Origin of the sequence: Rheinheimera sp. WS51 (assembly GCF_050936095.1) — a bacterium.
Classification (GTDB): domain Bacteria; phylum Pseudomonadota; class Gammaproteobacteria; order Enterobacterales; family Alteromonadaceae; genus Alishewanella.
In genome coordinates this window covers 132028-155839 of record NZ_JBOTRC010000006.1, presented here as the reverse complement: position 1 = coordinate 155839, position 23812 = coordinate 132028, and the positions used below count along the sequence as shown (strand labels likewise).

Sequence of the window (23812 nt, the reverse complement as noted above, 5' to 3'; positions counted from 1 at the left end):
TATGCTATTAAGCCGCATTAGACACAACCAGACAAAAAGTAGGGGATTAGCGACTAATAGAATATTAGTCGCTATAAAATTAAAGCGGTGTAGGTTTACCGATGTAGTAGCCTTGGTTACCATCAATAAATAACGACTCTAACATATGTTTTTCTTCTTGAGTTTCAACGTTTTCAGCAAAGACACCAACACCTATTCGATGGGCTAGATCTATCATTAAGCGCATAAAGTATTGGTTGTTTTTATCTTCGTTAATTCTACGGGTATAGCTGCCGTCCATTTTTACGTAATCAGGTTTAAGATCACGGAAAAATTTAAAGGAAGTAATACCTACTCCAAATCGTTCTACTGTAATGCGTGCGCCAGCGCGATGCACCATATCTATAAAGCGTTTACTGGTTTTAAAGTTTTGCTGCATACCAAATTCAGTCACTTCAAAAACTAGTTTAGAGGCGATATTGGCATCTTTTAATAAGCGACGCTCTAGCCAGATACTGAATTGGTCATCATGTACGCTGCGCGCTGACAAATTAATACCAAAATATTGATCGTGCAGATTCTTTTGCTTAATTTCACTTAATGCTGTTTCTATAATCAAGCGATCAATTTCAATAATTTTATCTAATTTCTCAGCCATAGCTAAAAAGGATGCGGTAGGTAAAATTTGATCTTCTTGTGTTTTAAAACGCACTAGTATTTCAGAGTAAGTTCTTGATGAGCGGTTAGCCGGTTGGATTAACTGCGCGAGTAAACTAATACGGTTATTTGTTAGCACTTCATCAATAACATTGCGCCAATTTTGGTTGCCATAACCATTGCTGCGGTTTAATTCTAAACCTATAATGTCTTTCTGGAAGTGCCAAGCATTACTTTGTTTGGTTTGGGCTAAGCTAATTGACGTGTCAGCAATAGCAAGCAGATCACCTAATTCCTTTCCTGATTCATAACTAACAATGCCGGTATAAGCGACAGAGTCTAAATCGGCAAGCTTTTGAAATTCATTAAAACGGCTTTGTAACTGTAATGCAAATTTTTCGGCTTCTTTTGGCGTTATTCTAGGTAACAAAAGGGCAAAGTCTGAGCTATTAAGTCGATATATTTTATGGTCAATATAAGAGCCCATTTGTTTTTTTAGAATTTCAGCAACTTCACGGATGTAATTATCGCCCTCTTGATAGCCACGAGATTGATTTAACGTTTGTAGCTCAGTGCAGCGGGTAATTGCAAAAATACCAAATTCATTATCTTTAGATTTAAATATATTTTCTTCGAAAAACTGTAAAAATCGGTTTCGATTAGGCAGCCCTGTTACTGAGTCTTTATAAGCTTGTTCAGCTATATCTTCAGCTTTAAGAGTCATGCTTTGAAATTGGCTTTGCGTGTGGCTTTCTAGCTTCTTTAAACCCTCTTTAATTTTAACGAGCTCTAATGGGATTTTACTCCAGTCAGCATCAGTGGTTTGAGTATTATCAGTAAAGTTATCTATTAATTGATTAATAGCAGTTGTCGCTCTGCGATAACTGCGGCTAATTCCGCCGGTACCAATTAGGGCAGGTAGCCATCCAATAATAAGAGGCATAAAAATAAATAAAAGGCTGGCTTGTTGAAACTGTTTTAGTAGGGAGGCTTGATTTAACTCATAACTCACAATGATATTTTGCTCATCATTTTTAACCGTTTGTCTTTTAAATTCTGTCCCAAAAAGAGCTAATAATGTGTCAGCTAATACTGGGCGGTTAATAGTTTGGCTTTGCTCGTGTAAAACAACGCCATCAGTTTGGCTAATACGAAGATGGTTTAAAGAAAAGCTTCGCTCTAATTGACGGCTGATTATTTTACCGTCGCCGGTTAAATGGTGATTCAATATTTGCTCAATAACAACGTGGGCATTTTTTTGATTAGCTGCCATTTGTTGCTGAGTAAATTTCACTAAAATAATAACAGAAAAAGCAGCTAATAAAATTGCAGCTAGCAATTGGCCTAACAATAATGTTCTTAATATTCGCATAAGCTATGACCACCAGATTAATCTAGTTTCCTTGTCCTGTAATATAATATAGTTATTTTCAGGAATAATAGGAAGAAAGTTTAACCAAAATTATTGATAAATAAAATAATTAACGATCAATACCGTTTATTTTAGACAGATGCAACAAGATACAGCTATAAACAAGAAAGAGATAAGTTAATGGCTCCCCAAGTTGGACTCGAACCAACGACCTACGGATTAACAGTCCGCCGCTCTAACCAGCTGAGCTATTGGGGAAGATTGAAATGTATTTACTACTATTTTAGTCTGGCTCCCCAAGTTGGACTCGAACCAACGACCTACGGATTAACAGTCCGCCGCTCTAACCAGCTGAGCTATTGGGGAATTACACTAAAACTCTAATAATAACTAGGTATTATTAATATTGAAATTTGTTGGCTCCCCAAGTTGGACTCGAACCAACGACCTACGGATTAACAGTCCGCCGCTCTAACCAGCTGAGCTATTGGGGAACATCTTTCAACGGGGCGCAATACTAATGCCCGTATTACAACCTGTCAACTGTTTGCGCTACTGATTTTCATTCTAGCGATTCACTTGCGCAATGTTTAATCAAAGCGATGCAAAATGCAACAAAGTTTTGCCGTTTTTGTTGTTAGCTAGGTTTGTAATTTTAATGCAGGCAGTGCAAATCTATATGGCGCCTGCCTTAGCAAAGGTTACCCACAGATTCTGTGGATAACTCTGTGGACTGCTGTGTGTATACAGTGGTAAAGGCGTATTTTCATTGACTTTGTTGAAGGTCAAGCTTAATGAGATAAAAATATTTTTGTATAAGATACAATGACTTACATGTTTCTGTTTTGGTCGCATTAAAGCGGTTGTTTTAACTTAATGGCTATTTTTTAATTAGGCTTGAATTGTGAACTGTTTTTACAGTATTGGCTAAAAATAGCGCATTAAAAACAGCTATGTTAGTTAAAACTTGAAAAGTCATGGTCGCTGCTAAGGCTTTTCATTACAATAGGTTTCCTATTTTAAATAGTCGTGATTATGAATTCAGTTAAAGCTCCAAATGGCCTATTAAAAGGCGATATAAAAGCAACAATGATCACCATGACAGTTCCTATGCTGTTTGGAACGCTAATCTTGATGACTTTTAATATTGTCGATACTTTTTTTATAAGTTTACTGGGTACCGAGCCACTGGCAGCAATTAGTTTTACCTTCCCTGTTACTTTTACATTGATTAGTTTAGTAATAGGCCTAAGTATTGGCACCTCAGCTGTTATTGCTAAAGCCTTAGGTAAAGGAAATTCTGCCGAGGCGCGTGTTGATGCAGCTGTTGCTTTGTGTATTTCTTGTAGTACTGTTGCAGTATTGTCTTGTCTTGGTTACTTTTTAAGCCCTTTGCTCTTTAAAACCCTAGGTGCTACAGACGCAATATATTTTCACATTCAACCTTATATGGATTTGTGGTTTTTTGGCTCTGTATTGCTGGCTATACCGATGATAGGTAATGCCGTACTGCGAGCTGCAGGGGATACTAAGATACCCAGCCTTATCATGGGGGCATCGGGTTTAGTCAATGCTGTGCTAGATCCTATTTTAATATTTGGCCTGGGACCTATTCCTGCCTTACATATGCAAGGCGCTGCAATAGCAACTTTATGCTCTTGGCTGGTTGGCAGCTGCGCTATGCTATATGTGCTGAAAAAGCGCAATTTAATTGATATTCATTTACCTAATTTAAACCTGTTTTTTGCTGCTAGTAAAAAGATATTGCGTATAGGTTTACCAGCAGCAGGAGCTAATATGCTAACGCCTTTAGCTATGGCTATATTAACGGCAATTATAGCAACCTATGGAGCTCATGCTGTTGCAGGCTTTGGTGTCGGGGCTCGTTTAGAAAGTATCGCGTGTTTAGTTATTTTAACCTTATCAATGACATTACCGCCTTTTATTAGCCAAAATTTTGGTGCTGGTTTTTGGCATAGAGTGCAGCAAGGTTACCAACTTTGTGTAAAATTTGTCTTAGTATGGCAGTTGATTATATATCTCATTATGGCGTTGTTAGCGCTGCCTTTGGCAACGTTATTTAGCGATGAGTCTGAAGTTATTCGTATCATTTGCTTGTTTATATGGATAGTGCCGCTGGGATATGGTTTACAAGGTATTACTATTTTAACTAATTCATCTTTTAATGCGTTGCATTTACCGGCTAAAGCACTTTGGTTGAGCATTATCCGCTTATTTGTATTTTATGTGCCCTTTGCTTGGTTAGGGGGCTATTGGTTTGGAGTAATAGGTTTATTTGCCGGCTGTGTAATAGCAAATGTGTGTACGGCTGGTATCGCGTGGCGTTGGTTTAATATTATCGTTAATAAATCAGTCAAAGTAGGAGAAAAAGTTGCCTAGAAAGTTTGAACTTAAATCTGATTACTCGCCCGCGGGTGATCAGCCTAGCGCTATTGCCCAGCTAGTGTCAGGACTCGAGTCAGGGTTAGCACATCAAACCTTATTGGGTGTCACAGGCTCTGGTAAAACCTTTACTATGGCTAATGTAATACAGCAAGTTAATCGACCAACTTTGATAATGGCTCATAACAAAACGCTTGCTGCTCAACTCTATGGTGAAATGAAAGATTTTTTCCCTAATAATGCTGTAGAGTACTTTGTTTCTTACTATGACTATTATCAACCTGAAGCCTATGTGCCTTCAACAGATACATTTATTGAAAAAGATGCCTCTATAAATGAGCATATAGAACAAATGCGTTTATCGGCAACTAAGGCGCTGATGGAGCGGCGCGATGTTGTTATTGTGGCGTCTGTTTCTGCAATATATGGTTTAGGCGATCCAGCGTCATATATGAAAATGCTATTGCATTTAAAGCAAGGGGATATTATTGACCAACGCTTTATTTTACGCAGATTAGCTGAGCTTCAATATAAACGTAATGATACTGAGTTCCAACGAGCCACCTATCGTGTTCGTGGTGATGTTATTGATGTTTTTCCGGCAGAGTCTGATGATATTGCCGTTAGAATAGAGTTATTTGACGAAGAAATTGAACGGATAAGTTTGTTTGATCCCTTAACCGGGTCGGTAGAAAAGGTCGTTACTCGCTATACTATTTACCCAAAAACTCACTATGTTACTCCCCGTGAAAAAATATTAGATGCTGTTGAAAACATTAAAGTTGAATTGCAGCAACGACGTGATGAACTGCTTGCGAATAATAAACTAGTTGAAGAGCAACGTTTAAGCCAGCGTACCTTATTTGATATAGAAATGATGATTGAACTTGGGTTTTGCTCAGGAATAGAAAACTACTCCCGCTATTTATCAGGTCGAGCCAACGGTGAGCCGCCGCCAACGTTATTAGACTACTTTCCGGCCGATGGCTTAATGTTTATCGATGAGTCTCATGTTACTGTCTCGCAAATTGGCGCTATGTATAAAGGCGATCGTGCTCGTAAAGAGAACCTTGTTAATTATGGTTTTCGCTTACCTTCAGCCTTAGATAACAGGCCACTGAAATTTGCTGAGTTTGAAGCTATAGCGCCACAAAGAATTTATGTTTCTGCAACGCCTGCAGCATACGAGCTAACCCAATCGGCCGGTGAAGTGATAGAGCAAGTTGTGCGGCCAACAGGGCTTATTGACCCACCAATTGAAATTAGGCCGGTTGCAACACAGGTAGATGATTTATTATCCGAAATATATATAAGAGCTGCTAAAAAACAGCGAGTATTAGTGACAACTTTAACTAAAAAGATGTCTGAAGCACTAACAGACTATTTGACTGAGCATGATGTTAGGGTGCGCTATTTGCATTCGGATATTGATACTGTAGAACGGATGGAAATTATTAGAGACTTACGTTTAGGCGTATTTGATGTTTTAGTTGGCATTAATTTGTTACGCGAAGGCCTTGATATCCCAGAGGTTTCTTTGGTTGCTATTTTAGATGCAGATAAAGAGGGCTTTTTACGTTCAGAGCGTTCTTTAATTCAAACAATAGGTCGTGCCGCTAGAAATTTAGAAGGTCGGGCTATTTTATATGCTGATAAAATAACCGGCTCTATGCAGCGGGCTATAGATGAAACTGATAGACGACGTTTAAAGCAACAACAATTTAACCAACTCCATGGCATATCACCCACAGCGATTACTAGAAAGGTCAGTGATGTAATGGATTTAGGTCAAGCTCCTGTGCCTGGTTTTGCCTTAGTTTCTGAAAAAACAAAGTTAGTAAAAGGTAAAACGCCTTATCAAATTGAAGCGCAAATTCAGCAATTAGAGCAAAAGATGTTGCAGCATGCTAAAGATCTTGAATTTGAACAGGCTGCAGCAACGCGAGATAAAGTTCAGTTATTAAAACAAGCATTATTAGAAATTTAGTCTTTAATTATATAAAGGCTTTATTTATATGAAAATCTTTAACAAAAAAGCATGCCAAAATGTTTATAATTAGGCAAAATAAGCATCTGGTCAGACTTCTTGGTTAATTTAGACGGTTATGTCGTTATTTCAGGGAATAATTATGCACAATAGTAATAGTAGAATGCTTGCTCGTTTAGTAATTTTAAAAGGGGCAGGTGCATTTATCTTTATAGCTTCTGTTTTGTTTATTACCGCCTGTGATACAAAAGAAGTAACAACCGCTGAAGATATTGTTCGGCCGGTTAAATTGTTTTATGTCAGTAATGGGCATACCGCATCTGCACGTCAATTCCCCGCTGTAGTTGAGCCAACAAAACGAGCAAATTTAACCTTTAGAGTGAATGGTAAACTAACTGAATTAACAGGGAGGCCTAGCCATAATGTTGAACAAGGAGAGGTTTTAGCAAGGCTGGATGATACAGATTTTAAATTGCGTTTAGATCAAGCCAGTGCGCGTTATGAATTAGCACAAACTCAATTTCAGCGCTCGCAAATGTTAATGAAGCAAAAGCTGGTTTCTCAATCGCAGTTTGATGAAGCCAAGGCACAGCTACAAGTGGCCAAAGCAGATTACAGTGCCGCTAAAACAGCACTGAGCTACACTCGTTTAGAAGCCCCATTTGCTGGCACAATTTCTCGGTTATTGGTTGAAAACCATGAGAACGTTGCTGCTCAGCAGCCTATTATGGAGTTGCAAGTGCGTGGTCATGTTGATGTAGTGATCCAAGTGCCTGAAGATGTTATTTCTAATGTACGCCACGATGTTGACTATCAACCGGAAGTTATTTTTGATTCTCACCCTGAATACAGTTATCGCGCCAAAATTCGTGAATGGGATAGCCGAGCAGATCCTAGCACTAATAGCTTTAAAGTGGTATTTAGCATGAAGTCACCAGAAGAGTTTAATGTGCTATCGGGTATGACGGCTAATGTTATTGTTGATATGAGCAAAGTAAATCGGTTTAGTAATAATGCACTGTATATTCCAGCAACGGCTATTTTTATGCCTGATGATGAAAATCTAAATACGCAACAAAGTTATGTTTGGATATTTGATGACAAACAAGGCATGGTAATAAAGCGGGCCGTCACGGTGGGTGAGTTAACCAATGCAGGCGTAGCTATTACTAGTGGTATTAGTGTTGGCGATATTATTGTTTCTGCCGGTGTTCAGCAGCTTTCGGAGGGCCAACTGGTTCGCCCTTGGACACGTGAAAGAGGGCTGTAACATGAATATAGCCCGTTATTTTATTCAATTTCGTACTGCCTCTTGGCTGTTTTCCACTATTTTATTAGTAGGTGGTATTCTGGCTTATATGGGCTTAGGACGGCTTGAAGATCCCCAGTTTACGTTAAAACAAGCCATGATTATTACCAGTTACCCTGGTGCTTCACCAACTCAAGTGGAAGAAGAGGTGAGTTACCCGTTAGAAAACGCTATTCAACAGTTGCCTTATGTTAATCATGTCACCTCAGTATCTTCAGCTGGTTTATCGCAAATTATGGTTGAAATGAAAGACCAATATCGAGCGAAAGAGTTAAAGCAAATTTGGGATGAGTTACGTAACAAAATTTCAGATTTAGCGCCTAGCTTATCGCCTGGTGTGAAAAAGCCTGTGATCAAAGATGATTTTGGCGATGTTTTTGGCATTTTGTACGCTTTTACCGGTGACGGCTATGCCTACGATGAGCTACGCGATTATGTCGATTTCTTGCGCCGTGAGCTAGTGTTAGTTCCTGGTGTAGCCAAAGTGGCAGTGGGCGGGATCCAACAAGAGCAAGTTATTGTAGAGATTTCAAGACCAAGGCTAACAGCGCTAGGTGTTGCACCGCAACAGTTTGCTGCACTATTACAAAGCCAAAATATGGTGGCTAATGCCGGTTCAATTCGTGTTGATACCGAGCGTTTACGTATCTACCCAACGGGTGAGTTTCAATCGGTAGATGAACTAGAAACACTTATTATCAGTAGCCCTGACTCAAAAGAGCTTATTTATTTAGGTGATGTCGCTAAAGTGTATCGTGAGCATAGTGAACTGCCTAATCATATTGTTAGATTCGCAGGTAAGCCAGCATTGTCATTAGGAATTGCCTTTACCGGTGGCGTGAATGTTGTCGAAGCAGGCGCTGCCGTTAAACAGCGTTTAGCCGAGCTAGAGTACAATAAACCTGTTGGCGTTAATGTTGATACTATTTATAACCAACCGAATGAAGTTGAGCATTCTGTGTCTGGTTTTATTATGAATTTAGCCCAAGCCGTTGCCATTGTTATTGTAGTCTTATTGGTTTTTATGGGTTTACGCAGTGGCATTTTAATCGGTGTTATATTGCTGCTTACAGTATTAGGCACTTTTATTTTTATGAAACAAATGGAAATTGAATTACAGCGGGTGTCATTAGGGGCCTTAATTATCGCGCTTGGTATGCTGGTTGACAATGCCATTGTTATTACGGAGGGCATACTCATAGGAATGCAGCGTCGGTTAAAATTAGCAGATGCTGCGGCATTAATAGTAAAACAAACACAGTGGCCTTTATTAGGGGCGACAATTATAGCTATAACTGCCTTTGCTCCTATTGGTTTATCAAGCGATGCCAGTGGTGAGTTTGCCGGTAGTTTATTTTGGGTATTGTTAGTTTCATTACTGATAAGCTGGGTAACCGCTATTACGTTAACTCCTTTTTTTGCCAGTGTATTATTTAAAGAAACCAAGTCTGATAACACTAATAGTGAACGCTCAGAAGCCTTATATCAAGGGGCGATTTTTAATCTATATCGAACTGTATTAAGCGCTGCTTTACGCTATAGAGTTATTACGTATACCGTGACTATTTGCTTGTTAATTGCTGCAGTTGTCGGCTTTGGTAAAGTAAAACAGGTATTTTTTCCACCTTCTAATACGCCGATTTATTTAGTTGATTTATGGCAACCGCAAGGGACTGATATTGTATTTGCCGCAGAGCAAACCGACGAGATTATGCGCCATTTAATGACAGTAGAAGGGGTTGAGTCTGTTACGAGCACGACAGGCAGAGGCGCGGAGCGATTTATGCTGACTTATCAGCCTGAAAAAATATTTCCTAGCTATAGTCAGCTTATTATTCGAGCTGAAAATCATGATTTAGTGACCGATTTAATGCAACAAACGCGTGCTTATATCAAGCAGCAATACCCACATATTGAACATAAATTATTGCGTTTAGAGGTTGGCCCGTCAACGCCAGCTAAAATTGAAGCGCGTTTTAGTGGCGCAGATCCCGATGTATTAAGGCAATTAGCAAGTAAGGCCAAAGCAATTTTAAAAGCAGATGGTCAAGCAGTTAATATTCACGACAATTGGCGTGCGCGTAGCAAAGTAATCCGACCTAAATTTAATGAGGCTATGGCTCGCAGAGTCGGGGTAAGTAAACAAGATGTCGATGAAGTTTTACTAAGCAGCATGATTGGCCGAACCGTTGGCGTATACAGAGATGGTACTCATTTACTGCCTATTATTACTCGCTCACCTTTGGCAGAGCGGGATAATTTAGATGCGTTATATGACCTACAAGTCTATAGCAATAAGTTACGTCGTTATGTCCCTATTACCCAAGTGGTTACAGGCTTTGATTTAGTTTGGGAAGATGCGCAAATTCAGCGCCGCGATCGTAAACGTACCATTACCGTAATGGCTGATCACGACAACTTAAGTGATGACACCGCTTCAGCCTTGTTAGCTAGAGTTAAAGCAGATATTGAAGCTATAGATTTACCTACAGGGTATTTTTTAACTTGGGGAGGTGAGTATGAAGCACAACAAAAAGCGCAATCTGCTTTATTTAGCTCCTTACCCTTTGGTTATTTAGTGATGTTTATTATTACTGTATTGCTGTTTAATTCAATGCGCAGTGCTTTTGTAATATGGGCTTGTGTGCCACTGGCGGTAATAGGTGTTAGTTTTGGCTTACTTATTATTGGCGTGCCTTTTGGTTTTATGGCTTTATTGGGTTTCTTAAGTCTCTCTGGCATGTTGGTTAAAAACTGTATTGTATTAGTAGAGCAAATTAAGCTAGAGCTAGAGGAAGGTAAAGCAGAGTATCAAGCGGTGTTTGATAGCGCAGTCAGTCGTGTTCGTCCGGTGTCTATGGCGGCTATTACCACTATATTAGGCATGTTACCTCTACTGGGTGATGATTTTTTTGCCAGCCTAGCGGTCGTTATTATGTTTGGGTTAGGTTTTGCTACAGTATTAACTTTAGTCTTTTTACCGGTGCTTTATTGCAGTGTGTTTAAAATAGCGACACCGAAAAAGGCCTTATCATCAAATTAAAATTACAATGGATAGCTAATGAAGAAAAGTGCGTTAAATCTGGTAATAAGCCTTTGTGGTGTCGCTAGCTTTAGCTTAGTTGCAGATAGACTACCGCCATTAGTTGATTGGCAAGGCAAAAGCGAGCAATTAATAAAAACGAAATCAGCTTGGGTTACGCCCGCAGAGCTAACTAATTTAACCGATAGCCCTAACTATGCGCAAACCATGACTTATATTGAAAAGCTGGTTGCAAGCTCAGATCTGCTACAGTTAGAGCAATTTGGTATAAGCCCACAAGGACGTCCATTAGTTGTAGTTAAAGCCAGTAAAGTTTTACATAAAATGGCTAAAAATGCTTCTCGCCCTTTATTACTGGTACAAGCTGGGATCCACAGTGGAGAAATAGACGGTAAAGATGCAGGTTTGATGCTGCTGCGCGATATTGCTTATGGAGATAAAACAGAATTATTGGCTAACACAGATTTACTCTTTGTGCCTATTTTATCTGTAGATGGTCATGAAAGACGTTCAGCTTTTAGCCGGATGAACCAACGCGGGCCAAAAGAGCAAGGCTGGCGAGCAACCGCACAGAATTTAAATTTAAATCGAGATTATAGTAAGGCTGATGCACCAGAAATGCAGGCAATGCTACAGCTAATTAACCAATATGATCCAGATTTATACTTAGATATTCATGTTACTGATGGTGAAGATTACCAATACGATATTACGTATGGTTTTAATGAACCTTTTGCGGCTATAAGCCCTAATAGTGCAAGTTGGCTAGCTAAAGTATATCGACCTGCTGTTAATGCCAGTTTAAACGAAGCAGGACATATACCAGGGCCATTAGTCTTTGGCGTTGATAAAGACTTCAGCAAGGGCATTAGTGGCTGGACAGCAAGCCCACGCTATTCTAATGGCTATGGCGATGCTAGGCATCTACCAACAGTCTTGATAGAAAATCATAGTTTAAAACCCTATAAGCAAAGAGTATTAGGTACTTACGTTTTACTTGAACGCACGCTTAAATTACTTAATGAGCAGGGTAAAGCTTTAATGATGGCGCGACAAGCCGATATTAATGCGCGGCCCAACCAGTTAGTAATAAGTTATAAAGCCAGTGAACAAGCCGATTATATTGATTTTAAAGGTATTAGTTACCAAATTATCGAGTCAGAAATTAGTGGTGATACTTACACTAAGTGGACAGGGCAACCTACCTTGTATAAGCAGTTGCCCGTGTACTGGCAAAAAGCAGTAGATAAGCAGATTAATATACCTAAAGCCTATTGGATCCCTGCGGAGCAGCAGCAGATTATTAACCGATTAAAAGTCCATGGTATAGAGCTAACTACAATTGAAAAAGCAAAAAAAATAGCTTTGCAGCAATTGAGTATAACGGATTATAAATTTGCAACTGCGCCGTTTGAAGGCCACTTTATGGTGGAATCAGCTGACTTTACTGCGAGCACTATTGAGCAAATAGTGACTAAAGGCTGGGTGAAAGTTAGTACAGATCAGCCGTTAGGCCGCTTAGCGGTAACCTTGCTTGAACCTAGTGCACCGGATTCTTTTTTTAGTTGGGGCTTTTTTGCTAGCATATTTGAACGCACAGAATATTTTGAACCCTATGCAATTGAACCTTTAATCGCAAAAATGTTAAAGCAGCAGCCAGATCTTAAAACTAAATTTAGCCAAGCGTTAGCCGCAGATGAGAGTTTACGTAATAATCCTCGCCAGCGTTATAATTGGTTTTATAAACAAATGCCATTTTATGATCAGCAATATTTAAAATACCCTGTTCTTATTGAGCCTTAAATTGTAGCACTAGTGGTTAAGCATGGGTTTATGACTTGTGCTTATAGTAAATAAAAAGCCCCGCGAGTGAAAACTCGCGGGGCTTTTTAGTATTTAAACCAGCTTAAACTAAACCGGTTTAAATTTAAGCAGCTTAAGCTTTAGCTGCTTTCTTTTCTTTTTCTTTAGCAATAACACCTTCAGCTACGTTAGACGGACAAGCTGCATAGTGATCAAATTCCATTGAGAATTGGCCACGACCTGACGTCATAGTACGTAATGAGCTGATGTAACCAAACATTTCTGCTAATGGCACGTTTGCTTTAATACGAACACCTGTAGAGGCAGACTCTTGACCTAAGATCATACCACGACGACGGTTTAAGTCACCGATAACATCACCTACGTGATCTTCAGGAGTGAACACGTCAACTTTCATGATTGGCTCAAGTAACTGTGGGCCAGCCTTAGGCATTGATTGACGGAAGGCACCTTTAGCTGCAATTTCGAACGCGATAGCTGATGAGTCAACTGCGTGGAAAGCACCATCAAATAACTCAACTTCAACGTCTAGTACTTCGAAGCCAGCTAAAGGACCTGTTGCCATCATGGTCGCAAAACCTTTCTCGATAGCTGGGAAGAATTCTTTAGGAACGCTACCACCAACAACCGTAGAGGTGAATTTGAAACCTGAGTTTTGCTCACCAGGACGGATACGGTAGTCGATTTTACCAAACTGACCAGAACCACCTGATTGTTTTTTATGGGTGTAGCTATCTTCAATTGCTTGAGTGATAGTTTCACGGTAAGCAACCTGAGGCTGACCAACAACTAAGTCAACACCGTAAGTACGTTTTAAGATATCTACTTTGATATCTAAGTGTAATTCACCCATACCTTTAAGGATGGTTTCACCTGAATCAATGTCAGTTTCAACACGGAAAGTTGGATCTTCAGCAACCATTTTACCGATAGCGATACCCATTTTTTCAACAGAACCTTTATCTTTTGGTGTTACAGAGATAGAGATTACTGGCTCAGGGAATACCATTGGTTCAAGAGTACAAGGGTGCTTAACATCACATAATGTATGACCTGTTTGTACGTTTTTAAGGCCAATTAGGGCAATGATGTCACCAGCTTGAGCTGTTGTTAAATCGTTACGCTCATCAGCGTGCATCTCAACCATACGGCCGACACGCTCTGTTTTACCCGTGAATGAGTTAAGGATAGTGTCACCCTTATTTAGAACACCTGAGTAAACACGAACGAAAGTAAGGGCGCCGTAACGGTCATCCATTATTTTGAACGCTAAAGCACGGAATGGCTCATCAGCTGAAACGATAGCAAATTTACCTGTTTCGTTACCTTCTTCATCAGTTAATGGCTGAGGATCAACCTCAGTTGGTGAAGGTAAGTAATCAACAACAGCGTCTAATACTAACTGCATACCTTTGTTTTTGAAGGCAGAACCACAGTAAGTAGGGAAGAATAATAAGTCACGAGTACCTTTACGGATACAACGTTTAATTTCTTCGATTGAAGGCTCTTCGCCGTCCATGTAAGCCATTAATAAATCGTCATCTGCTTCTAAAGCCGTTTCGATTAATTGTTGACGATACATTTCTACGTCATCAGCCATATCTGCAGGAACATCAGATACAGTGAAGTTTTCTGGAATACCAGTGTTATCCCAAACATAAGCTTTTTGAGTTAATAGGTCGACAACACCAGTGAAAGTGTCTTCACGGCCAATTGGCAATACCATGATTAATGGCGTAGCACCTAAAACTTTTTTAACCTGTTCAGTAACACGGATAAAGTCTGCACCAACACGGTCTAATTTGTTGATGAAAATAAGACGTGCAACTTCTGCATCATTCGCATAGCGCCAGTTTGTTTCTGATTGAGGCTCAACACCGCCTGAACCACAGAATACACCGATGCCGCCATCTAACACTTTAAGTGAACGATAAACTTCAACAGTGAAGTCAACGTGGCCTGGTGTATCGATAACGTTGAAACGGTGACCTTTCCAGAAACAGCTTACTGCAGCTGATTGGATAGTAATACCGCGCTCTGCTTCTTGTTCCATGAAGTCAGTAGTTGATTCACCTTCATGGGTTTCACCCAGCTTGTGAATTCTACCGGTTAGTTTAAGAATACGTTCGGTTGTTGTAGTTTTTCCGGCATCAACGTGAGCGAAGATACCAATGTTTCTGTATAACGATAGATCTGCGGACATAGTCATCTCTATAAGCTTGGGGGTTGAAAATAGTGCGATAATATACAGGATTTAAAAACGATTTGCCCGAAAAAAATGATTTTGGTTGATGAATTTTTATAATTACTGTCAAAATAGACTGACAGAGACTGAGTTAAAGGCTAAAGTTTGCGCCTTTTATAGACATAAAACCTAAATTTTCACCCTTAATTATTTTTGATGTTACCTCTTAATACTAGGCATGTAAGTATTGAGTGTTAGCTGTTAAATATATTGGACTATTGTTAAATGATGACCAGCGTTGATAGTTTTGATTCTCGACCTATTGGTATTTTTGATTCTGGGGTTGGCGGAATTTCAGTAGCTAATGCTATTCGTCAGTGCATGCCTAATGAACAGCTTATCTATGTTGCCGATACCATAAATGCGCCTTATGGTGAAAAATCAGATGAGTTTATTTATCAGCGAATGGCCTATATTAGCCAACGGCTTTTGCAGCATGATGTTAAAGCGATAGTTGTTGCCTGCAATACAGCAACTACGGCGGCTATAGCCAGATTACGTTCAGAGTTTAATTTACCAATTATTGGCGTTGAGCCTGGAATAAAGCCTGCTGTTTTAGCAACAAAAACTGGCGTTATTGGTGTTTTAGCTACTCCTCGTACGTTAAAAACGCCTGCCTTCGCAAATTTAACTCAGCGTTTTTCTGGCCAAGCAAAAGTATTATTGCAGCCTTGCCCAGACCTAGTTTTGCAGATCGAAACCTTAGCATTTGCGTCGAAAACTATGGATAGCTCACTAAACAGTTATATTAAACCTTTGTTAAATCAAGGTGCAGATACACTTGTGCTAGGTTGTACTCATTATAATTTTATTGCAAAGCAAATAGCCGTTAAAGCCGGACCAGAAGTGACGATAATACGTACTGAAATGGCTGTAGCTAAATGTTTACAGCAAAAGCTGTATATGGAAAGTAAATTATCGACCGAGCATCCGTTAGGCCAAGCTGTTTTTATCACAAGTGGCGATCCGCTTTTGTTTAAACAGCAAGTAAATGCTTTATGGCAAGTGAAAGCAGATCTTGCTAATTTAGAAATTAAGTCGCTTTAAAATATTGTCGCTATAAAGTAACAAAGGTAGCGGAAACTACCTTTGTTACTAATAAATAAGTAAAGCTTGCTGTTAATCTACTTGTGAAGCCCATAAGTCGTATTCATCAGCTTCTTCAACAACGGCATTAATAATATCGCCAGGCTTAACATGGGTTAAGCCATTTAAGTAAACTGCGCCATCAATTTCAGGTGCATCGGCAAAACTTCGACCAATAGCGCCTTCTTCATCCACTTCATCAATAAGCACTTTAATCGTTTTACCTTTTTTAGCTTGTAGCCGAGCGCTGCTAATTTCTTGTTGGGTTTGCATAAAACGATGATAACGCTCTTCCATCACTTCAGCTGATACAGGATCAGGTAACTCATTGGCTTTAGCGCCTTCTACAGGGCTATATTTAAAGCAGCCAACCCGATCAAGTTGCGCTTCTTTTAACCAATCGAGCAACATTTGAAAATCTTCTTCAGTTTCACCTGGAAAACCAACGATAAAGGTGGAGCGAATGGTTAAATCTGGACAGATTTCACGCCATTTCTTTATCCGCTCTAACACTCGCTCAGCTTGGCCTGGGCGTTTCATTAATTTTAAAATACGCGGGCTGGCATGCTGAAAAGGAATATCTAAATAAGGTAATACTTTGCCCTGCGCCATAAGCGGAATAACGTCATCCACATGCGGGTAAGGATAGACATAATGTAAGCGAACCCAAATATCCATTGCGCCCAAAGCTTCACACAGGGCAAGCATAGATGTTCTAACTGGTGAGCCATTCCAAAAGCCCGTGCGGTATTTAACATCAACACCGTAAGCACTGGTATCTTGAGAAATGACCAATAACTCTTTAACACCAGCATTTTTTAAGCGCTGAGCTTCGTCTAATACTTCACCAATAGGACGGCTTGCTAAATCACCTCGCATAGAAGGAATAATGCAGAAAGTGCAGCGATGGTTGCAGCCTTCAGATATTTTTAAATAGGCATAATGCTTAGGGGTTAATTTAACGCCGTGATCTGGCACTAACATAGTGAAAGGATCATACTTCGGTTTAGGCACAAACTCGTGAACTTGCTTTAACACGTTTTCATAAGAGTGCGGGCCGGTAATGCCTAAAACATGAGGGTGAACTTGACGAATTTCATCCTCACGTGCGCCCAAGCAACCGGTAACAATAACTTTGCCATTTTCAGCTAAAGCTTCACCTATAGTTTGTAGTGATTCTTCTACCGCGCTGTCAATAAAGCCGCAGGTGTTGACAATAACTAAAGCCGCATCGTCATAATTAGGCACTATATGGTAACCCTCACTTTTTAGTTGGGTTAGAATTCGCTCAGAATCAACTAGGTTTTTTGGGCAACCTAAACTAACAAAGCCAATAGTATGACCTTTAGTTGAGTCAGCATTAACCTGATGCTTGAGTGTTTTTGCCGGGGTTTCAAGAGTCGTGGTTTGTGACGGGTCAAAGGTCTGTACTGTCATAAGGGCTCATCTGGTCGCTGAAAATTAAGTCGGCGGATTATACCTGAATAAAAATTGATATACAGTGTTAAGTGGACAAAAAAGCAGCGATAACGCTGCTTAGAATTAATAATAATATAGCGTTGTTATTTTTTATTATATTTACGCTGTGTTCTGCGTTTACGCTCGAGTTCACGTTCGGCTTTTATTTCTGCCTTGGCCGCTTCAGCTGCTTTGGCTTCAATTAATTCTTGGTTAACCATCTGTGGTGTTTCTAAGGTAATGCCGCCTAAATTACCTGCGCGTAATTCTGTGATAAGAATTGTGCCGGCTTTTTCTAAATCAACTACGCCACCTTTGCGCATTGCGCCGCGTTTAACGCCAATGGCATCGAGTAGAGCAATATCATTCTCAGGTAGTTCATTTAGCTGAAACCGTTGCATTACGGCTTCTGGATATACCTGTAATAAATAATCTGCGGCAAACATAGCGATATCTGCATAATCAAACACTGTGTCTTTAATCGCCCCAGTTATGGCTAAGCGGTAACCACAGGTAGGGGGGCTAAGTTTAGGCCATAGAAATCCTGGGGTATCGGTTAAAATAACATTGTTATCTAACTTTATCCGCTGCTGCATTTTAGTAACACCCGCTTCGTTACCTGTTTTAGCAATGGTCCGTTTTGCTAAGGTGTTTATTAGGGTAGATTTTCCCACATTAGGAATGCCCATTATCATGGCTCTTGCGCCGCGTAATTCCAGATTTCTTTGTGGTAACATGCTTTCGCAAAGCTGCAATAAAGCCCGAATTTGCTCTGGATTTTGTTGGCTTATTGGAATGGCTTTTATGCCTGCTTGTTGATCAAAGTGCTCTATCCATTGTGCAGTTAATACAGGATCTGCTAAGTCAGCTTTATTTAATACCTTTATACAAGGTGTATCACGGCGTAGTTTTGGTACAAGCGGGTTTTCACTTGAAAAAGGGATCCGCGCATCTAACATTTCGATAATAATATCGACTTGCGGCATCACTTCGGCGATTTCTTTGCGGGCCTTGTGCATATGGCCCGGGAACCAGTTAATTGACATCTATTTTAGCCTTTAGCCTAAATGTGTATTGCGTAAGTGAGAAGCGATGCAATAAACGCAGTAGATTATGCCTCACTAAGTGATAAGCGCTATGATAGCTTATATTTGTTTGTTCGCTTAATTTTGATCCAGTATTAATTCTGGCCCAGGCTCTATGTCTCCCTCAGCGCTAGGTTCAGACTCTAGTTCTAAATTGTCTAACGGCGGCTCAAAACGTCTAATTTGTAAAATAATACCTAAATAAGGGTGATCAAGATAATGGATCTCACCGCTTATAACACGTCGACTTTGTTTTACATAGACTGTTTTAAGTTGGTCAGCTTCTGGAACGCGTAGATTAAACTCGGTGTTTACAAACAAGTAATGATCTAAATGTAATTTAAATAAGCCATCTAATTGCCAAGTATAATCAGGAATTTTGCCGGTTAAAAGTTGCTGGTTTTGCTCTAAGCTAGGGCTATTGTTTTCATCTACCGTTGTTATACTTTTAGCTAAAGGCAACTGAGGGTTGGCATTGAGTTGGGCTAAAAGTTGCTCAATATTACTAACAATATCAACTTGATCGGTTGCTTCAGTTTCAGGGTTAGAGGCGAGCTCAGGGGTTAACTGGCTAGTTTGATTTAAAGCCGCATCTTGCTTTAGCTTTGGTTGTCCCCAGTAGTCAAAAGACTTTGTTAAGTTGTTACCGGCATACCAATGGCTGGCAATGGCTCGGCGCTGTGTAACCGGCACTTGTCGCCAAGCGGTGTGTAGTAAGACTTTTTTATCAGTTTGTTGCTGTAAGCGTTGTTTTATATCGCTTAGTTGTAAGTCATTTTTGCTAACGATATAAGCCTGATTAACATGCTTGCCAAAAGTAGTCAGTTCAGCTGGAATCCGATCAGGCATAGGCAAGCGGTTGTCAATATAACGGCTTTGCATAAAGTGTTGATGCTGCCAATGGCTATTCTGGGGTTCAAAAATGCATAAGTTATCTAGCTTATAGTAATAGCGAGGGTTTAATACCGGAGTTGTTGATAGTTCAGAGTCCGGCATAGGGCACAGCGGTAACGTATTAAGGATCGTACTAATATCAGGCTGAAACAGCGGGGTAACTAAATCAAAGCTGCGGCCAGGGCGAATAGGCTTAATGGGCTGGTCAAAGTTTTCTTTTAAGTCCGCAGGAGGCGTTTGACTAAAGATAATAACTTCAACTTCAAACCAGCGTTGTTCACTGGCATTAACAATAGTGCTTAAAGACAAGTAGCAGAGTGTGGCCAAAGCGGCAATTTTCAACATTAAGACACCTTATTTTTGGTAAAGTCAGCTAGCATATTATCAATTAAATTAAGCCGTTCAGCTATATTGCCAGTCGCAATGGCAAAGCGTAATTTTTGACCGCCTTCTAATTTAAATATTCGCGATTGCTTTTGAATAAGCTCAATAATAAAACTTGGAGAAACCTGAGTCTTTTCACTAAACTCGACTAAGCCGCCCTTATTATTCGCTTCAATTCGTTTAATGCCTAACTGCTGTGCTTGTAATTTAAACTCAGATATTTTAACTAAGTTTTTAGCCGCATCAGGCAGCAAACCGAACCTATCGATTAATTCTACTTGAACCTCATCTAGTTCATCCATAGATTTCACCGAGGCCAGTTTTTTATAGCAAGAAAGTCGTAAGTTTACATCAGGAATATAGCTATCAGGTAATAAAGCTGGGATCCTAAGTTCAATTTCAGTTTGCTGGCTTAGCATTAGCTCAAGGCTTGGCTCTTTACCTTGTTTTAAGGCATTTACCGCTTGCTCAAGCATGTCCATATATAACGTAAAACCAATTGATTCTATTTGGCCACTTTGTTCGTCACCTAGAAGTTCACCGGCGCCACGAATTTCTAAGTCATGGCTAGCTAGGGCAAAGCCCGCGCCTAAATCTTCTAGGCTTTCTATGGCATCTAAACGCTTTTCAGCATCTTTACTTAAACGTTTTTTAGAAGGAATAAGTAAATAAGCATAAGCCTGATGGTGCGAGCGACCAACCCGGCCACGTAATTGATGTAATTGCGCTAAGCCAAACTTATCGGCACGGTTAATAATAATAGTATTCGCCGTGGGTACATCAATACCGGTTTCAATGATGGTTGAACATAATAGGATATTATATCGCTGATGATAAAAATCAGCCATGATGTTTTCTAATTCACGTTCACGCATTTGGCCATGGGCAATAGCTATGCGGGCTTCTGGCAGTAACTCTGTTAATGCTTGGGCTTGTTGGTTTATGGTGGCAACATCATTATGTAAAAAGTAAAGCTGTCCCCCGCGCGAGATTTCCCGCATAGCCGCTTCGCGAATTAAGGCCGTATCACTTTCTCTAACAAAGGTTTTAACGGCTAATCGTCTAGCAGGTGGGGTGGCGATAATCGATAAGTCTCGCATGCCAGCCATCGACATATTTAAGGTTCGCGGAATAGGCGTCGCTGTGAGGGTTAAAATATCAATATTAGCGCGTAAGGCCTTAATTTTTTCTTTTTGTCTCACACCAAAGCGGTGCTCCTCATCAACAATTAATAAACCTAAATCGTGTAGCTTAATATCGTCTTGTAGTAGCTTATGGGTGCCAATTAAAATATCAACTTTACCGTTACTAACATCTTCTAAGATCGCTTTTTGTTGCTTAGCACTTATAAAGCGAGAAAGCACTTCAACTCGAACCGGCCAGTTAGCAAAGCGATCGCTAAAGTTTTCAAAGTGTTGCTGGGCTAAGAGTGTAGTTGGCACTAAAATGGCAACCTGTTTACCATCATTGACAGCAACAAAAGCCGCGCGCATGGCAACTTCTGTTTTACCAAAGCCCACATCACCACAGACTAAACGGTCCATCGGTTGTGGGGTTTGCATATCGCGCAGCACCGCATCAATACTATCTTGCTGATCGGCGGTTTCTTCAAAAGGGAAGCTTTGGGCAAAAGCTTGGTACTGGGCTTGGTCAATTGCAAAGGCATAGCCTTTATGAGCAGCGCGCTGTGCATAAACATCTAATAATTCAGCGGCTACATCTCGCACTTTCTCGGCGGCTTTACGTCGAGATTTTTCCCAATTGTCGTTACCAAGCTTATGTAAAGGCGCATGATCAGCATCACCGCCACTGTAGCGGCTTAACAAATGTAAGGCCGTTACCGGGACATAAAGTTTGCTGCTGCCAGCATATTCAATGGTAACAAACTCTGCACTTATGCCAGCGGCATCTAATAACTGTAAGCCTTGATAACGGCCTATACCATGCTGTAAATGCACAATAGGCTGGCCTAAGCTAAGCTCGGCTAAGTTACGAATAACCGTATCAGAAGATACTTGCTGGCTGCGTTTACGCCGCCTGCGCTGACTGATTTTTTGGCCAAATAATTCGTTTTCGCTAACTAAAGCTAAAAGTGTTGGTTGTTCAATTAAGCTGCCTTGCTCTAAGGCGCCAACCACAATACCTAAATCTGTGTCTGAATGATAAAAGTCAGCAAAGCAGCTAAATTGGCTAATTCTTATCGCCGCTTTTTGTAAAAGTTGTAATAGGCTTTCTCGGCGACCTTCACTTTCAACAAAGAATAACAACCGGCCTTGTTGTTTTTTTAATTGCACTATAAATTGTTGCAGCGCCTGTAAAGGCTCTTTTTGCTGATGGTTAACCGCTAAGTCAGGTAGGGATTTACTTAGCATATTGCCATGACCGGCTTTTTTAGCTAATTCGGCTTGGCTTAATTTAATTCTAGCGTACTGCTTAAAATGGCCAAACACCTGTTCAATATTTAAGTACAGCTGTTGTGGGGGCAGTATAGGCCGTAAAATATCATGTGCTCGGTCATCATAACGACGTTTTAGCTCATGCCAGAAACGTTCGGCACTGTGTTCAATATCACCAAGCAATAAGCAACGACTTTGCTGAGGCAGAAAGTCAAATAAGGTTGCCGTTTGCTCTGCAAATAGGGGTAAATAATATTCAATACCCGAGGGCAATAGGCCTTGGCTTACTTGCTGATATAACGATTCTTTTTCACTGCGCGAGCTAAATAGCTCACGGTATCGCAAACGAAAGCGTTCAATAGCGGCTTTATCGGTTGGAAATTCATGCGCCGGTAAAAGTTCTATACTCTCGACGGCGTCTAAGCTGCGCTGGTTATCTGGATCAAAGGTGCGAATTCCATCAACTTCATTATCAAAAAAATCGATACGGTAGGGGGCAGTTGCGCCCATAGGGTAAAGGTCGATAATAGAGCCGCGGGCTGAAAATTCGCCGTGCTCCATCACTTGGTCCACACTATGATAACCGACCTCGGTTAGCTGGCGCTTTAATTGATCTAAGTCAGTTATCTGGTTTTTTTTGATAATAAAACTGTGTTGCTCTAAAAATTGTCGCTCGGTAATACGCAATAGCAGTGTACTAACAGGAACAATAACGATGGCTTGTTTTAAGCGCGGTAATTGGTAAAGCGTTTTTAAACGTTGCGAAATAATATCTTGGTGCGGTGAGAAAACATCATAAGGCAAGGTTTCCCAGTCGGGCAGGGTTAATATGGGGGTTTGGCTTTCATCATGAAATACCTGCAACTCTTGCTCTAGGCGTAAAGCTGTGGGTGTGTCAGGCACCACCACTAAATAAAAGTCGGGTTGGCTTTTGGCTAAACTCGCAATGGCCAAAGGTAAACTTGCGCCGTGCAAGTTCCCCCAATTTAACTGATCTTTAGATGATTTTAATTGCGGTAAAGATGATGTGAAATCCATTAAAAATAGTAAACCTTAAATAGTCAATAATACTAAGATGAAGTCTGCTGCCGTTGCTGAGCTTGTTGTTTCAGAAGTTTTGATTGCTGGTGCAAACTGGCTCTAACAATAAGTTCTCGATCTTGTTCTCTAATTCGGGTAAATACAACGTTTATTTGCCAGTTATTAGCCTGCTTTTGGCAACTTACAACTTGACCAAAACAAAATATAGCGCCTTCGTTATTGGGTAAAAATAGTCTAATTTCAACTGGCTGTAACGGCTGCAAAGGCGCGTCAGCTTGATAGCTGCAGCCGCTGCCACCGTAACTTAGGCTATAAAAACGTTGCTCGGCAATATCTTGCTGGCGTAGAACATACTGTAAAAGTAAGTCCATTTTTTTTGCTTGTTGCTTTAGATAATTTGCTAGCTCTTCAGCAAGCTCGCCAAGTCGGTTAAGTGAGCGCAGTGCCGACATATTAAGTTCACTACTTTGTGAGCTAAGTAAAAAGGCTTCTGGGATATGCTCATCTAGTTGTGCTAAATCGGGTAGGGTACCAGGCAGAGGCTTAATATTAATATTAATACAATGCTCTACGCTAAAATAATCATGATAACGCGTTTCAAGTTCAGTTAAAGTTAGCTCGCTCATAATGTTACCTTTGCAACCTGCTT

13 protein-coding genes and 3 tRNA genes are annotated in these 23812 nt (G+C 40.3%); 6 read left to right on the top strand and 10 right to left on the bottom strand.

Going from position 1 to position 23812, the window contains the following annotated elements:
• Window positions 1-79: 79 nt before the first annotated feature.
• From ACRCA4_RS09390 to ACRCA4_RS09375, 4 genes are all read right to left on the bottom strand, one after another.
• The gene (locus ACRCA4_RS09390; RefSeq protein WP_433187390.1) at window positions 80-2008 is read right to left on the bottom strand and encodes an EAL domain-containing protein; all 1929 of its coding nucleotides are present in this window, start codon (window positions 2006-2008) and stop codon (window positions 80-82) included.
• A gap of 181 nt (window positions 2009-2189) precedes the next feature.
• Window positions 2190-2266 (bottom strand) — tRNA-Asn (locus ACRCA4_RS09385).
• Between the two features lie 31 nt (window positions 2267-2297).
• A tRNA-Asn gene (locus tag ACRCA4_RS09380) sits at window positions 2298-2374 on the bottom strand.
• A 51-nt stretch (window positions 2375-2425) separates the two neighbouring features.
• Window positions 2426-2502, bottom strand: a tRNA-Asn gene (locus ACRCA4_RS09375).
• A 541-nt stretch (window positions 2503-3043) separates the two neighbouring features.
• On the opposite strand from ACRCA4_RS09375, the gene ACRCA4_RS09370 reads away from it, so the two are divergent.
• From ACRCA4_RS09370 to ACRCA4_RS09350, 5 genes are all read left to right on the top strand, one after another.
• The gene (locus ACRCA4_RS09370) at window positions 3044-4408 is read left to right on the top strand and encodes an MATE family efflux transporter (RefSeq protein WP_433187387.1); all 1365 of its coding nucleotides are present in this window, start codon (window positions 3044-3046) and stop codon (window positions 4406-4408) included.
• Entirely contained in the window at window positions 4401-6398 is a 1998-nt protein-coding gene (uvrB, locus tag ACRCA4_RS09365; RefSeq protein WP_433187384.1) for an excinuclease ABC subunit UvrB, read from the top strand. Before ACRCA4_RS09370 ends, uvrB begins: the two co-directional genes overlap by 8 nt.
• Window positions 6399-6540: 142 nt before the next feature.
• A complete protein-coding gene (locus tag ACRCA4_RS09360) occupies window positions 6541-7668 on the top strand; it encodes an efflux RND transporter periplasmic adaptor subunit (protein ID WP_433187381.1) in 1128 nt (375 codons plus the stop codon).
• Window position 7669: 1 nt separating this feature from the next.
• A complete protein-coding gene (locus ACRCA4_RS09355; RefSeq protein WP_433187378.1) occupies window positions 7670-10750 on the top strand; it encodes an efflux RND transporter permease subunit in 3081 nt (1026 codons plus the stop codon).
• Window positions 10751-10768: 18 nt separating this feature from the next.
• A complete protein-coding gene (locus ACRCA4_RS09350) occupies window positions 10769-12553 on the top strand; it encodes a M14 family metallopeptidase (protein WP_433187375.1) in 1785 nt (594 codons plus the stop codon).
• A 133-nt stretch (window positions 12554-12686) separates the two neighbouring features.
• On the opposite strand, the gene fusA is transcribed toward ACRCA4_RS09350, so the two are convergent.
• Window positions 12687-14783 carry an elongation factor G gene (gene fusA, locus ACRCA4_RS09345; protein ID WP_433187373.1) on the bottom strand — a complete coding sequence of 699 codons (2097 nt, stop codon included), beginning with the start codon at window positions 14781-14783 and terminating at the stop codon, window positions 12687-12689.
• Window positions 14784-15044: 261 nt separating this feature from the next.
• On the opposite strand from fusA, the gene murI reads away from it, so the two are divergent.
• Window positions 15045-15866, top strand: coding sequence for a glutamate racemase (gene murI, locus ACRCA4_RS09340; protein WP_433187370.1), 822 nt, complete (start codon window positions 15045-15047; stop codon window positions 15864-15866).
• 72 nt (window positions 15867-15938) lie between these two features.
• On the opposite strand, the gene rimO is transcribed toward murI, so the two are convergent.
• From rimO to ACRCA4_RS09315, 5 genes are all read right to left on the bottom strand, one after another.
• Window positions 15939-17342, bottom strand: a complete 1404-nt coding sequence (rimO, locus tag ACRCA4_RS09335; protein WP_433187367.1) for a 30S ribosomal protein S12 methylthiotransferase RimO — start codon at window positions 17340-17342, stop codon at window positions 15939-15941.
• 125 nt (window positions 17343-17467) lie between these two features.
• Complete coding sequence (ylqF, locus tag ACRCA4_RS09330; protein WP_433187364.1) at window positions 17468-18409, bottom strand: ribosome biogenesis GTPase YlqF; 942 nt, start codon at window positions 18407-18409, stop codon at window positions 17468-17470.
• 117 nt (window positions 18410-18526) lie between these two features.
• Window positions 18527-19687 (bottom strand): CsiV family protein, encoded by a 1161-nt coding sequence (locus ACRCA4_RS09325; RefSeq protein WP_433187361.1) that lies wholly within the window; start codon window positions 19685-19687, stop codon window positions 18527-18529.
• On the bottom strand, window positions 19687-23160 hold the full coding sequence (gene mfd / locus ACRCA4_RS09320) for a transcription-repair coupling factor (RefSeq protein WP_433187358.1): 3474 nt from the start codon (window positions 23158-23160) through the stop codon (window positions 19687-19689). The genes ACRCA4_RS09325 and mfd overlap by 1 nt, the downstream gene beginning before the upstream one ends.
• Window positions 23161-23192: 32 nt before the next feature.
• Entirely contained in the window at window positions 23193-23789 is a 597-nt protein-coding gene (locus ACRCA4_RS09315) for a PilZ domain-containing protein (protein WP_433187355.1), read from the bottom strand.
• Window positions 23790-23812 lie beyond the last annotated feature (23 nt).